The sequence below is a fragment of the Streptomyces sp. NPDC008163 genome (assembly GCF_042956885.1).
GTDB lineage: Bacteria > Actinomycetota > Actinomycetes > Streptomycetales > Streptomycetaceae > Streptomyces > Streptomyces drozdowiczii_A.
The window spans coordinates 183,005-196,363 of sequence record NZ_JBIBHG010000011.1 but is presented as its reverse complement, the minus strand read 5'-3'; the positions used below and the strand labels follow the sequence as shown (position 1 = coordinate 196,363).

Sequence of the window (13,359 nt, the reverse complement as noted above, 5' to 3'; positions counted from 1 at the left end):
TCAGGCTCCTGTCATGAGGCTGTTGTTGACGAGGTCGAGAAACTCGCGGGGCGTCTTGCACCGGTCCGCGTCGGCCGGCAGCGGCTGCCCGTGCCGGTTCTCGAGTACGCCGACGATGCCGAGCAGGCCGAGGGAGTCGAGGCCGTACTCGTCGAAGGCGGCGTCGGAGCGGTTCTCCATCTCCTTGGGGTCGACGGAGAGGCCGGCGCCCTTCTTCATGAGGGCGGCGAGTTCTGCGTACGTCAGTCGTTCGGTCATGAGGGACTTCTCCTTCTCACGAGGGGGGACGCGAGGGATGGACGGGCTCAGGCGGGGCGCCGGAGCACCAGGGCCGCGTTCGAGCCCATGAGGCCGCGGCTGAGCACGAGTGCGGTGCGCAGTTCGGCGGGGCGGGCCCGCTCGGTGACGACGTCGAGGTCGTGGCAGACGTCGAACACGTTGGGTGTGGGCGGGACGAGGCCGTTCTCCATGGCCAGGACGGCCGCCGCCGCGTCCAGCACCGGACCCCCGCAGTACGCCCGGCCGATGCCGGTCTTGGGGGCGGTGACCGGGACGCGCCGGCTGTGCGGGCCGAGCGCGTCGGCCAGGGCCAGCGCCTCGGCCCGGTCGGCGGCCGGCGAGCCGAGCGCGTCCGCGAAGACGACGTCGACCTCGTCGGGGGCGCAGCCGGCTTCCCGCAGCGCGCCCTCGATGGCGTGGGCGAGGCCCTCGCGGGACTCCTCCCAGTGGGCGGCCGTGGTGAAGGTGGCGGCGTGGCCCGCGATCTCCGCCCGGACCCGGGCACCGCGCTCGCGGGCCGACTCCTCCTCCTCGACCACGAACATCGCGCCGCCCTCGGCGGGCACGAAGCCGCAGGCGTCCGAGGTGAAGGGGCGGTAGGCGCGCGTCGGGTCCTCGGCCGCGCTCAGGTCGCGGTAGCCGAGCTGGCAGACCACGGAGTAGGGCGCGAGCGGGGCCTCCGCGGCGCCGACGACGACCGCGTCGGTGCCGCGCCGCACGGAGCGGTCGGCGTGCGCGAGCGCGTCGAGGCCGCCCGCCTCGTCGCTGGCCACCACCGCGCACGGGCCCTTGAAGCCGCCGCGGATGGAGATCTGGCCGGTGCTCGCCGCGTAGAACCAGGCGATCGACTGGTAGGGGCCGACGTACGTGGAGCCCTGACCCCAGAGCCGCTGGAGTTCGCGCTGGCCGAACTCGCCGCCGCCGGAGCCGGCCGCGGTGACCACGCCGACGCCGAACGGCCGGTCCTCGTAGTCGGCGCGGCCGAGCCGGGCATCGTCCAGCGCCATGTCGGCGGCGGCCATCGCGAAGTGCGTGAACCGGTCGGTCTGGACGAGATAGCGCTCCTCGATGAGAGCGACCGGGTCGAAGCCGCGGACCTCGCCGGCGACGTGCAGCGGCAGGTCCTCGCACCCTTCGCGGGTGACCCGGTCCAGGACGCTCATGCCTTCCTGGGTGCGCTTCCAGAAGGATTCGGTGCTGGTGCCGTTGGGGGCGACGACGCCGATGCCGGTGACAACGGTGCGCCGGGCCTTTCGGGTGCTCATCATGTCCTCCCTCGGGTCAGGGCCACCGCGGACTGGAAGCCGCCGAAGCCGCTGCCGACCGACAGGACGCTGCGCAGCTTCAGGGGGCGGGCGGTGCGCGGCACGTAGTCGAGGTCGCACTCCGGGTCCGGGGACTCGTAGTTGGCCGTCGGCGGCACCGTCTGGTTGACCAGGGCCAGGACGCAGGCGGCGATCTCGATCGCCCCGATCGCGCCGAGGGAGTGGCCCACCATCGACTTGATGGAGCTCATCGGGACCTTGTGGGCGTGCGCGCCGAGGGCCCGTTTGACGGCGGCGGTCTCGTGCCGGTCGTTCTGCTTGGTGCCCGAGCCGTGCGCGTTGACGTAGTCGATGTCCTGCGGGGAGATCCGGCCGTGGCCGAGCGCCCGGTTGATGGCCTCGGCCATCTCCAGGCCCTCGGGGGTGAGCCCGGTCATGTGGTACGCGTTGCCGAAGGTCGCGTAGCCGGCGATCTCGCAGTACACCGTCGCCCCGCGGGCCCGGGCGTGCTCCAGTTCCTCCAGGACGAGTACGGCTCCGCCCTCGCCCATGACGAAGCCGTCGCGGCGTGCGTCGAAGGGGCGGGAGGCGTGTTCCGCGTCGTCGTTGTTGGGGGAGGTCGCCTTGATCGCGTCGAAGCAGGCCACGGTGATCGGGGTGATCGGCGAGTCCGACGCACCGGCTATGCAGACGTCGACCCGGCCCTCCTCAATGGAGTGGAAGGCGTAGCCGATGGCGTCCAGGCCCGAGGTGCAGCCGGTGGAGACGGTCTGCACGGGGCCGTGGGCGCCGACCTGTTCGGCGACGGCGGAGGCCAGCGAGCTGGGTGAGAAGGCCCGTTCCAGATGGGGGCCGGCCCGGCGGTGGTCGACGTCCCAACGGGCACCCTTCTCGCTGACGGCGACGTAGTCGTGTTCGAGGCGGGTGGTTCCGCCGACCGCGGTGCCGAGGGAGACGCCCATCCGCCAGGGGTCGGTGCGCTCCGGGTCCAGGCCGGCGTCGGCCAGTGCCTCGCGGGCGGCGACCATCGCGAACTGCACATAGCGGTCCGCGCGTGCGGTCTCCTCGTCGTCGAGGCCGTGGGCCGCCGGGTCGAAGTCGCACTCGGCGGCGATCCGGGAGCGGAAGCCCGCCGGGTCGAAGAGGGTGATGCCCCGGGTCGCGGTGCGGCCGTTGGAGAGCAGGTCCCAGAAGGCCGGGGCGCCGATGCCGCCCGGGGCGACGACGCCGACTCCGGTGACCGCCACGCGCCGGGTCATGAGGCGGCCTCGGTTCGTTCTGGCGGGGCACCCCGCTCGGCGGTCTCGGTCACCTCGGTGTCGACGTGGCCGAGTTCGGGGCGGGGGGCGAGCGGGCCGAGGTGGAAGACCATGCGGGCCTCGGTGTCGCCGACGTTGCGGAAGCGGTGGCGGACGTGCGGGGGGATCAGCAGGCCCTGGTCGGGGCGCATGGTGTGCGTCTCCCCGTCCAGGTCGACCTCCAGGTGCCCCTGCACGACGTACACGAACTCCTCGGAGTACGGGTGGTAGTGCTCGCCGATGCGGTCGCCGGGGTCGACGAGGGCGAGGCCCATGAAGCCGCTGGTGGCGCCCACCGCGGTGGGGGTGAGCAGGGCGCGCAGGTCGCCTCCGCGCCTGGTGTTGGGCTGGGTCTCACTGAGGTCCACGATGCGTGGCCGGTGGGTGGTCATCTCTGCTTCTCCTCCTGGGCGCTGGGCGCGTGGTGGTCGGGTCGGGCGAGGGCCCGGGGTGCCGGAGCGCGGTTCAGGAATCCGCGGCGCGCCGGTCGGTGATCAGCCGCATCTCGGACCGGGCGAGGAAGCGCGCGGCGTCCTGGTCGGTGGCGGGGACGGTGGTCGCCTCGCCGTCGAGGAGGCGGGCCAGGCGGGCCGCCTTGCCGGGGCCGTGGATGCCGAGGGCCTGGGCGGGCTGCGCGTCGAGCGGGCCGCTCGCCTCCAGGAGGCGTACGACGACGTCGTCCCGCTGGAAGATGGTGCTGCTGTCGATGGGGCTGCCGGTGTCGTCGGCGGCCTCCTCGTCGTGGCCGGCCAGGAGGCGGGCCAGGGCCATTCCGCAGCCCTCCTTGGCCTGGTAGAACACGGCGTGCCGGCGCAGGCTCTCGGGGGCGTGGCGGCCGGCCGAGACGTGGTGCACGGTGGGCAGCGCCGCGCGGGTGAAGAACATCCGGGCGGAGTCGGGGTCGGCGAGGTCCCGGTCCTGTTCGAGGTAGGGGTTGATGGCCTCCTCGACGGCTCGGATCTCGGGCTGGCGGGAGACGTGCCGCAGGGCGGCCATCAGGTCGCCCTCGACCTCGACGGCGCGCACGACACGGTTGCCGTGCATGAACAGCGAGGTGCGGCGCAGCCGGGTCTGGTCGTCGACGCGGGAGCGGGGCGACTCGTAGTCGGCGAGGAGCTTGGCCACGATGTCCTCGGTGCCGGGCTTCACCGTGAAGGTGAGCGCGTGGCGCACGACGCCGTCACCGAGGCGCGGGGAGGTCTGGAGGCCGCCCTTGAGCGGGTCGGGGACGGCCTCGAAGCCCTTGCCGGTCTCGCGCAGCACGCTGAACCGCAGCGACCTGGTGTCGCGTACGCAGCTGTGCAGGGGCTGCACGGTGGCGACGTGCTCCTCGCTGTTCACCCAGGCGAGGAAGGGCGGGGCGCTCTCCCATTCGCTGGTGATCAGCCACTGCGAGGGGTTCTCGATGGACTGGCACAGCTGGTCGCTGATGTGACCGGGGATCGAAGCGACCTGGTTGCGCATGTGCTCGTACGCCTCCAGGAACTGCTTCTGGGCGCCGTCGTGCAGGTCCAGCAGCAGCACGACGCGCAGCCGGGATCCGTCGAAGGCGGACTGTGAGATCCGTTCCGAGAGGGTGGTGGTCATCTGGTGAACTCCTTCGACGGTGGGAGGCAGGAATGCGGGGAGACCCGGCCGTCTCCGTGACCGATCGTGAAACGCTGGTCCGCCCGACGCGAGATTTATGAACCGTTCAGGTGAGCAGGCGTCCGAAGGGCTCCGACCCGGGTCCGGCACGGGCATGGACAGAGCATCTGTACGGCGTCGGAGCTGGAGCAACTGATGAACGAGAACGTCGACCTCCATGTACCGGTCCTCATCGTGGGCGGTTCGCTGGTGGGTCTGTCCGCGTCCCTTTTCCTCGGCCGGCTCGGCGTCGAGCACCTGCTGGTCGAGAAGCACGCGGCCACCTCGACGCATCCGCGTGGCCGCGGCAACAACGTCCGCACGATGGAGGTGTTCCGCCGTGCGGGTGTCGAGGAGGAGATCCGGGCGGCCGCTTCGGTGCTGGCGGACAACCACGGCATCCTCCAGGCGGGCTCGCTGACCGGTGAGGACCAGGAGTGGCTGTTCAAGGAGATCGACCCGGGCGGGGCGCTGGCGCGGTTCAGCCCGACGGGCTGGTGCCTGTGCAGCCAGAACGACCTGGAGCCGGTCCTGCTGGATCGGGCCCGGGAGCAGGGTGGTGACCTGCGCTTCTCCACGGAGATGATGTCGTTCGACCCGGACGCCTCGGGGGTCACGGCGACCCTGAAAAACCGGGAGACCGGTGAGCACACGACGGTGCGGGCGGACTACCTGATCGCGGCGGACGGGCCGCGCAGCCCGGTCCGTGAGCAGTTGGGCATCGGCCGTTCGGGCGCGGGCGACCTGTTCCACAACGTGAGCGTGACCTTCCGCTCGCGCGGGCTGGCGCAGGTGCTGGGCGACCGGCGGTTCATCGTGTGCTACCTGACGAACCCGGAGGCGGAGGGTGCGCTGCTGCCGGTGGACAACGAGAGCGAGTGGGTGTTCCACGCCCCGTGGCAGCCGGAGCACGGCGAGACGCTGGAGGACTTCACGGACGAGCGGTGCGCCCGGCACATCCGTACCGCCGTCGGCGCGCCGGACATCGATGTGGAGATCACCGGCAAGGCGCCGTGGCACGCGGCGGAGCGGGTGGCCGAGCGGTATGCGCGGGGGCGGGTCTTCCTGGCCGGTGACTCGGCGCACGAGATGTCGCCGACCGGGGCCTTCGGCTCGAACACCGGCATCCAGGACGCGCACAACCTGGCGTGGAAGCTGGCCGCGGTGCTGCGGGGCGAGGCGGGCCGGGGGCTGCTGGAGACGTACGGGCAGGAGCGGCTGCCGGTGGCCCGGGCGACGAGCGAGCGCGCGTCGGCGCGGTCCGAGGAGCACAGCCACCCCGGCTACGCTCCCCCGCCCTCGGTGGGCGGCGGGAAGCGGGGCGGGATGCTGAACGTGGCGCTGGGCTACCGCTACCCGGCGGGCGCGGTGCTGGGTGTGGCGCCGGACGCGCCGGTGGTCCCGGAAGGGATGCGGCTGACGGGCGAGCCCGGAAGCCGGGCACCCCATCTCTGGGTGCGCCGGGACGGGGAGCGGATCTCGACGCTGGATCTGTACGAGCGGTCGTTCGTGCTGCTGACGGACGGTGCGGACGCGGTGTGGCGGCGGGCCGCGGACCGGGTGGCCGGACGACTGGGGGTGCGGCTCGACGCGTTCGGCATCGGTGCGGGTGGCGAGCTGGAGCCGGAGGACGGGGCGGACTGGGCCGAGGCGCACGGGACGGGCCGGGACGGCGCCGTCCTGGTGCGCCCCGACGGATTCGTCGCCTGGCGTACGGAGTCGGGCTCCGAGGACGCCGAGGCGACGCTGCACGACGTCCTGGTGGCGCTCCTGCACCGTGACTGACGCAGCGTCAGGCGGTGGTCAGACCCCGAACGACCGGAGGGCGGTGAGGAATTCCTCCGGTCGTTCGGTGTGTACGAGATGGCCCGCGTCGATGGTGACGAGCTCCGCGCCGGGGATGGCGCGGGCCATCCCCGCCAGGTCCTCCTGGGCGATCTGGCTCCTCGGGCCGCCGCCGATGACGAGGGTGGGGGCGGTGATCTCGCCGAGGAGTTCGCGGCCGGCCGGGTCCGGGTCGTTGAGCTGGGCGTCGATGGCGGGCACGACCGGCCAGTCGAAGTCCGGCTCCTCGTCCGGCCGTTGGGGTACGGGGCGGGGCGGGTCGAGCGGGATGAGCGGGGGTGCCTCCTCGATGACCAGGCGGCCGATCAGCCCGGGGTGCCGTTCGGCGAGGAGATAGGCGGCGGCCCCGCCCATGGAGTGTCCGACGACGGTGGCACCGGCGAGGTTGCGGGCTTCCAGGAAGCCGTGCAGGTCGTCGCGGAACAGCTCGAAGCTGTAGCGGCCGGGCCAGTCGCTGAGCCCGTGGCCCCGGAAGTCGAAGGCGTACACCCGGTGGGTGGCGGCCAGCCGGGCGGCGATGTGGTTCCAGTCGCGGCTGCTGCCGCACCGGCCGTGGGCCAGGACGACCGGCGGCGCGGCCGGGTCGCCCCACACCCGGTACGCGAGCCGCGTCCCGCCCGCCCGGACGCTGTGCACCTCCGGGTCGAGGAACGCCTCGACGGTGCGGGCGAACGCCCCCGCGTCGTCGATCCACGGGAAGTGCGCGGCGCCGCGCTGCACGGCGAACTCGGCGTGCGGGAAGAGCGCGGCCAGTCCGGCGGCGCGGTCGGGGGTGACGACGGTGTCGTACTCCCCGGCGAGCACCAGGACCGGTGCCGCCAGCGTGCGCAGGACGGGGACCGTCGCGGCCGGGTCGAAGGCGCCCTCCCCGGCGTACCGCGCGGCGGCCTCGGCGTTGATCTGCGCGGGCGAGGCGGCACCGTGCTCCTGCGCGGCGGCGTCCCAGCGGGCGTACATGAACGGCCGGGTCCTGGCGCGCAGTTCGCCGGTCATCCGGCCCGCCCAGATCTCTTCCAGGGCGGCGAGCGCGTCCTCGTACCACGGTTCCGAGGAGCGCAGGGCCGCCGCCTCGCGGGACTCGCGCACCGAGGAGGGGAGGCCGGCGGCCTGCGTGGTGGGGGTGACGAGGACCAGGTTGCGCAGCCGGTGCGGGTGGCGGGCGGCGTAGAGCGCGGCGAGTTCACCGGCCGCGGAGTGGGCGAGGAGGTCGACGCGTTCGAGGCCGAGGTGGGCGCGCAGGGCCTCGACGTCCTCGGTCTGCCGGTCGCAGCGGTAGGTGGCGGGGTCGTCGGGGGCGGCGGAGTCCCCCGTGCCCCGGAGATCGAGGAGGACCAGTTGCCGGTGGTCCGCCAGACCGCCGAGGGTGCCGAGACAGGCGCTCGCCCGCATCGGACCGCCGGGCAGGCAGATCAGCGGTGCCCCCTCCCCCACGAGGTGATAGGCGAGCTCGGTTCCGTCGTACGAGTGGAAGGTCGGCATGCCCCCATCCAAACAGGGCCGTCCGGGTGACGCAGCCGTGTTCGGTACGGGCGTATTCGCCGTCCGGTCCGGATGCGTCACCCCTCTTGCCAGGGGGTGCAAGATCCTGAATTACTGCTCCCGGAGGAAACGACCGAATGATCGGTCGCCCGCACGGCGCGCACGGACGAGGGAGGCCCGACATGACGGCTCTGCTGGACTCGGCGGAACGGATGAGCCGCACCGAGCTGGAGGCGCTTCAGCTCGAACGGCTGCGGGCCACCCTGCGCCACGCCTACGAGAACGTGGCGCACTACCGGGCCGCCTTCGACCGGGCGGGGCTGAAGCCGCAGGACTGCCGCTCGCTCGGCGATCTGGCCCGCTTCCCCTTCACCACCAAGGCGGACCTGCGGGACAACTACCCGTTCGGGATGTTCGCGGTCCCCGAGGACCAGGTGCGCCGGGTCCACGCCTCCAGCGGGACGACGGGCCGCCCGACCGTCGTCGGCTACACCGGGAAGGACCTGGAGACCTGGGCCGATGTGGTCGCCCGGTCCATCCGGGCGGCGGGTGGCCGGCCGGGGCAGAAGATCCATGTGGCGTACGGCTACGGACTGTTCACCGGCGGCCTCGGGGCGCACTACGGGGCGGAGCGGCTGGGCTGCACGGTGATTCCGGCGTCCGGCGGCATGACGGCCCGCCAGGTCCAGCTGATCCAGGACTTCCGGCCCGACATCATCATGGTGACGCCCTCGTACATGCTGACCCTCCTGGACGAGTTCGAGCGGCAGGGCGTCGATCCGCGCACGACCTCGCTGAAGACGGGGATCTTCGGGGCCGAGCCTTGGACGGAGGAGATGCGGCGGGAGATCGAGGAGCGGTTCGCGATCGACGCGGTCGACATCTACGGCCTGTCCGAGGTGATGGGTCCCGGCGTGGCCCAGGAGTGCGCGGAGACGAAGGACGGGCTGCACATCTGGGAGGACCACTTCTATCCGGAGGTGGTCGACCCGGTCACGGGCGAGGCGCTGCCGGACGGGGAGCGGGGCGAGCTGGTGTTCACCTCGCTGACCAAGGAGGCCATGCCGGTCGTCCGGTACCGGACACGGGACCTGACCCGGCTGCTGCCCGGCACGGCCAGGGTGTTCCGGCGGATGGAGAAGGTCACCGGGCGCAGCGACGACCTGGTGATCCTGCGCGGGGTGAACCTCTTCCCGACGCAGATCGAGGAGATCGTGCTCCGTACCCCGGGGGTGTCGCCGCACTTCCAGCTGCGGCTGACCCGGGAGGGCCGGCTGGATGTGCTGACGGTGCGGGCGGAGGCCCGGGCGGGTGCGACGCCGGAACAGCGGGCGGCGGCCGCCGCGTCGGTCGCGGCGGCGGTGAAGGACGGGATCGGGGTGTCGGTGGGCGTCGAGATCGTGGACCCGGAGACGCTGGAGCGGTCGGTGGGGAAGTTCCGGCGGATCGTGGACGAGCGCCCGTAACTTCCGCGCAGGCCGGTGGGGTTGCTGTGGCACGATGGGCCGGAATGACCGTCGTCCGCAGGGGGACCCGTGTTCTCCCGCCGAGGGGTTGGGGAGCACACCATGACGGCAGGCCCGTCCGGCACACCGGTCGACACCGGCAGGCCGCACCCGGCGCGCGTCCACGACTATCTGCTGGGCGGCAAGGACCACTACCCGGTCGACCAGGCCCTCGGCGAGCAGGTGCCGGAGCCGGCGAAGGTGGGGGTCGCACAGAACCGGGCCTTCATGCACCGGTCGGCCGGCTGGGCCGCGCGGGCGGGCATCGACCAGTGCCTGGACATCGGGACCGGTATCACGCTGCAGCCCCGCGACCGTGCGGAGGTGGCCCGCTTCTTCGACGGGCTCGACATGGTCGACCCGGGCCTGGTGCCCGCGCCGCGGTGGCACAACGGCACGCCGCCGCCGGAGACCCTGGACGCCACCGACACCATCCACGCGGGGGTGGGCCGCGTCCGGTGAGACGCGGCCGGGCGGCCGTCAGGCGAGGCGGTCGCGCAGTTCCCGTTTGAGGATCTTGCCGCTGGCGTTGCGCGGGAGGGCGTCCGTGAACACGACCCGCTTGGGCGCCTTGAAGTGGGCGAGGCGTTCGCGGGCGTGCGCGATCAGCTCGTCCTCGGTGACCTCGCCCTTCAGGACGACGACGGCGGTGACCGCCTCGATCCAGCGCTCGTCGGGCAGCCCGACGACAGCGGTCTCGGCGACGGCGGGGTGGGTGTAGAGGGCGTCCTCGACCTGCCGGGAGGCGACGAGGACCCCGCCGGAGTTGATGACGTCCTTCACCCGGTCGACCACCGTGAAGTAGCCGTCCGCGTCCCGGACCGCGAGGTCGCCGGAGTGGAACCAGCCGTCGCGGAACGCCTCCGCACTCTCCTCCGGCTTGTCCCAGTAGCCGGTGCACAGCTGGGGCGAGCGGTAGACGACCTCGCCCGCGGTGCCGTCGGGGACCTCCTCGCCGTGTTCGTCCACGACCCGGGCCTCCACGAAGAGGACGGGCCTGCCGCAGGAGTCCATCCGGCCCTCGTGCTCGTCCGGTCCGAGCACGGTGGCCAGCGGGCCGATCTCGCTCTGCCCGAAGCAGTTGTAGAAGGCGAGACCGGGCAGCCGGTCGCGGAGGCGTTCCAGCACGGGGACGGGCATGACCGACGCCCCGTAGTACGCCTTGCGCAGGCCGCCGAGGTCGCGGGCACCGAAGCCGGGATGGTTGGCGAGGCCGATCCAGACGGTGGGCGGGGCGAAGAGGCTGTCGGCCTGCCCCGACTCGACCAGGTCGAAGATCCGGGCCGCGTCCGGCGCGTCCAGGACCGTGTTCTCCGCGCCCACCGCGAGGTAGGGCAGCAGAAACACATGCATCTGCGCCGAGTGGTAGAGGGGCAGCGCGTGGACGGGCCGGTCCCCGGCGCGCAGGTCGAGCGCGGTGATCGCGCTGACGTACTCGTGGACGAGGGCGCCGTGCGTCATCATCGCGCCCTTGGGGAGCGCGGTGGTCCCGGAGGTGTAGAGCAGCTGGACCAGGTCGTCGGCGGCCGGTTCGCGTACCGGGGTGAACGGGCGCGGGGTGCCCAGCCCGGCCAGCAGCGATCCCTCGTCGTCGCGCAGCGCCCGAACGGCGAAGCCCTCGGGGACGCGGTCCGCGAGGGCCGGGTCGGTGAGGACCAGGGAGCTGGCGGACTGGCGCAGGATGTACGCCAGGTCGTCGCCGGTGAGGTTCTGGTTGACGGGCACGTGGACGAGCCCGGCCCGGGCGCAGGCGAGAAAGGCGATGAGGTAGGCGTCCGAGTTGTGGGCGTAGGCGGCGACCCTGTCCCCCGGGCGCAGCGCGTGGACCTCGGTGAGGGCGGCGGCCGCGGTGGAGACGGCCTCGTCCAGCTCGCGGTAGGTCCAGGCCCGGCCGGCGTACCGCAGGGCGGTCCGTTCGGGGGTGCGCCGTGCGCTGCGGGTCAGGACGCCGTCGACTGTGCTGCTGCGTACACCGGTCATGGCGTGATCCTGTGCGGCCGGGGTCCGGCGGTCAAGGGCCTGACGCGACATCAGATTCTTTCCCGCTCCCGCCCCTACGGCGCGGCGGGTCCTGACAGTACTCTCTGCTCGGCAGGAAGTTTCACGCTCGGAAGAGATTTCGAAAGTTACTTTCAGGCAGTGAGAAGGGGTTGTGCATGACGGAGGACACGGCGGCCGGGGAGATCAGCCGGCGCAGGCTCGGTGGTGGGATGCTGGCCCTGGGCGGGGCACTCGCCCTGGCGCCGATCCCGTTCGCGGGCACGGCGTCTGCCACGGAGTCGGGGGCGGGGTCGTCACAGATGCACGCGGGCAGGGGCGCGAGGCCGACGCTGCGGCGCGGATCGGCCGACCGTGCCGGGCTGTTGCAGGCACCGCTCGACCAGCTGGTCACCGAGGCGGAGCGTTATCTGACCGCCTCGCCGAAGCACCCGTGGTACGCGGGTGCGGTGCTGCTCGCGGGCCGGGGCGGCACGGTGGCCCTGCACCACCCGATCGGCAAGGCGGTGCGCTATGCGGCGTACGACGAGACCACCGACACCGGGGTGGAGTTCCCCGAGGACCAGCAGATCCCGATGGCCGAGGACACGGTCTTCGACCTGGCGTCGGTCTCGAAGCTGTTCACCTCGATCCTGGCGGTGCAGCAGATCGAGCGCGGCACGCTGGAGCTGGAGGCGACGGTCGCCTCCTATCTGCCGGAGTTCGCGGGCGGCGGCAAGCAGGACATCACGATCCGTCAGCTGCTCACCCACACGTCGGGTTTCACCGCCTGGATTCCGCTCTACAGCGCGCCGACCCGGGAAGGGAAGCTGGAGCTGCTGTGGAAGGAGGTCCCGGCCCATCCGCCGGGCACGGTCTACCTCTACTCCGACCTCAACCTGATCTCCCTCCAGCTGGTCCTGGAGAAGCTGACCGGGCAGACCCTGGACGTCCTGCTGCGCGAGCGGATCACCGGACCGCTCGGGATGCGGCGCACCCAGTACAACCCGCCCGCCTCCTGGAAGCCGAAGATCGCCGCGACCGAGGACGCCCGGCTCCCCTGGTCCGGGCTCGACCGCGGCCTGGTCTGGGGCGAGGTGCACGACGAGAACGCCTTCAGCCTGGACGGGGTCGCCGGGCACGCCGGGGTGTTCTCCTGCGCCTGGGACCTGGCGGTCCTGGCGCGCACCCTGCTCAACGGCGGGGTGTACGGGCGGGCCCGCATCCTCTCGGCTGACTCCGTCGATCTGCTGTTCACCGACTTCAACACGGCGTTCCCTGGTGACGCGCACGGCCTGGGCTTCGAGCTCTACCAGCACTGGTACATGGGCGCCATGGCCACGCCCCGGACGGCCGGGCACACCGGATTCACCGGGACCAGCCTGGTCCTGGACCCGTCCACGGACTCGTTCCTGATCGTGCTGGGCAACTCGGTGCATCCGGTGCGCAACTGGCGGTCCGGCAGCGCGCCGCGGGTGGCCACCGCCAACCAGATGGCCCGCGCCGTCGCGGTCCGCCCGGCCCGGGGCCGCACCGCCTGGTTCTCCGGGATGACGAGCGCGTCGACGGCCACCCTGGCGCTGCCCGCCCTTCCGCTCGACTCCTCGCGGGCCCGGCTGAGCTGCGCGCTGTGGTGGGACACCGAACCGGCTTCGGACTTCCTGCACCTGGAGGCTTCGACGGACGCCGGCGCCACCTGGCAGCCGGTCCCGTTCACCACGACGGCGACGGGGCAGGGCGGGCGCCCCCGGCCCGAGGCGCATCCGGACGGCTCGCTCTCCGGCTGGTCGGGCCGGGTCTGGCACCGCCTGGACGCCGGCCTCGCCGGAGTGCGCGGCGCCGGGGTCCTGCTGAGGTGGCGCTACACCACGGATCAGCTGTACGTGGGCCGGGGCGTGTACGTGGACGCCATCAAGGTGGAGGACGGCGGCCGTACGGTCTTCGACGAGGGCCGTCCGCCGGACGCCCGGCGGATCGAGGCGACGGGCTGGGCCGCGTCGGCCGACTGACGGGCCGTCCGGGACGGGGGGCGGGCGGGCCCGGCCGTCCGGGACGCGGGGGGGCGGGCCCGGCCGTCCGCCTCGC

General features: G+C 72.8%; 11 protein-coding genes. 4 read left to right on the top strand and 7 right to left on the bottom strand.

The window, feature by feature from the left end:
- The 5 genes from ACFZAT_RS24300 to ACFZAT_RS24280 all read right to left on the bottom strand — a co-directional run bounded on the left by ACFZAT_RS24300 (position 1) and on the right by ACFZAT_RS24280 (position 4,429).
- Positions 1-258: an acyl carrier protein gene (locus ACFZAT_RS24300; protein WP_018102926.1), complete on the bottom strand. Its 258-nt coding sequence runs from the start codon at positions 256-258 to the stop codon at positions 1-3.
- A 47-nt stretch (positions 259-305) separates the two neighbouring features.
- Positions 306-1,544, bottom strand: a complete 1,239-nt coding sequence (locus tag ACFZAT_RS24295; protein ID WP_391267002.1) for a beta-ketoacyl synthase N-terminal-like domain-containing protein — start codon at positions 1,542-1,544, stop codon at positions 306-308.
- Positions 1,544-2,803, bottom strand: coding sequence for a beta-ketoacyl-ACP synthase II (locus ACFZAT_RS24290; protein ID WP_391267000.1), 1,260 nt, complete (start codon positions 2,801-2,803; stop codon positions 1,544-1,546). Before ACFZAT_RS24290 ends, ACFZAT_RS24295 begins: the two co-directional genes overlap by 1 nt.
- Positions 2,800-3,234, bottom strand: coding sequence for a cupin domain-containing protein (locus ACFZAT_RS24285; protein ID WP_018102923.1), 435 nt, complete (start codon positions 3,232-3,234; stop codon positions 2,800-2,802). The genes ACFZAT_RS24290 and ACFZAT_RS24285 overlap by 4 nt, the downstream gene beginning before the upstream one ends.
- Positions 3,235-3,307: 73 nt before the next feature.
- Positions 3,308-4,429, bottom strand: coding sequence for a SchA/CurD-like domain-containing protein (locus ACFZAT_RS24280; RefSeq protein ID WP_391266998.1), 1,122 nt, complete (start codon positions 4,427-4,429; stop codon positions 3,308-3,310).
- Positions 4,430-4,624: 195 nt separating this feature from the next.
- Here ACFZAT_RS24280 and ACFZAT_RS24275 point away from each other — a divergent pair, with 195 nt between their 5' ends.
- Entirely contained in the window at positions 4,625-6,253 is a 1,629-nt protein-coding gene (locus ACFZAT_RS24275; RefSeq protein ID WP_391266996.1) for an FAD-dependent monooxygenase, read from the top strand.
- A gap of 18 nt (positions 6,254-6,271) precedes the next feature.
- Here the strand turns inward: ACFZAT_RS24275 and ACFZAT_RS24270 are convergent, their stop codons facing one another.
- Positions 6,272-7,792 carry an alpha/beta fold hydrolase gene (locus ACFZAT_RS24270; protein ID WP_391266993.1) on the bottom strand — a complete coding sequence of 507 codons (1,521 nt, stop codon included), beginning with the start codon at positions 7,790-7,792 and terminating at the stop codon, positions 6,272-6,274.
- Positions 7,793-7,974: 182 nt separating this feature from the next.
- Here ACFZAT_RS24270 and paaK point away from each other — a divergent pair, with 182 nt between their 5' ends.
- Complete coding sequence (paaK, locus tag ACFZAT_RS24265; RefSeq protein ID WP_391266991.1) at positions 7,975-9,258, top strand: phenylacetate--CoA ligase PaaK; 1,284 nt, start codon at positions 7,975-7,977, stop codon at positions 9,256-9,258.
- A 102-nt stretch (positions 9,259-9,360) separates the two neighbouring features.
- Positions 9,361-9,759: an SAM-dependent methyltransferase gene (locus ACFZAT_RS24260; RefSeq protein WP_391266985.1), complete on the top strand. Its 399-nt coding sequence runs from the start codon at positions 9,361-9,363 to the stop codon at positions 9,757-9,759.
- An 18-nt stretch (positions 9,760-9,777) separates the two neighbouring features.
- Here ACFZAT_RS24260 and ACFZAT_RS24255 read toward each other — a convergent pair whose 3' ends face one another.
- Positions 9,778-11,277 carry a fatty acyl-CoA synthetase gene (locus ACFZAT_RS24255; protein ID WP_391266983.1) on the bottom strand — a complete coding sequence of 500 codons (1,500 nt, stop codon included), beginning with the start codon at positions 11,275-11,277 and terminating at the stop codon, positions 9,778-9,780.
- Between the two features lie 176 nt (positions 11,278-11,453).
- On the opposite strand from ACFZAT_RS24255, the gene ACFZAT_RS24250 reads away from it, so the two are divergent.
- Complete coding sequence (locus ACFZAT_RS24250; RefSeq protein WP_391266981.1) at positions 11,454-13,283, top strand: serine hydrolase; 1,830 nt, start codon at positions 11,454-11,456, stop codon at positions 13,281-13,283.
- The last annotated feature ends 76 nt before the right edge of the window (positions 13,284-13,359 follow it).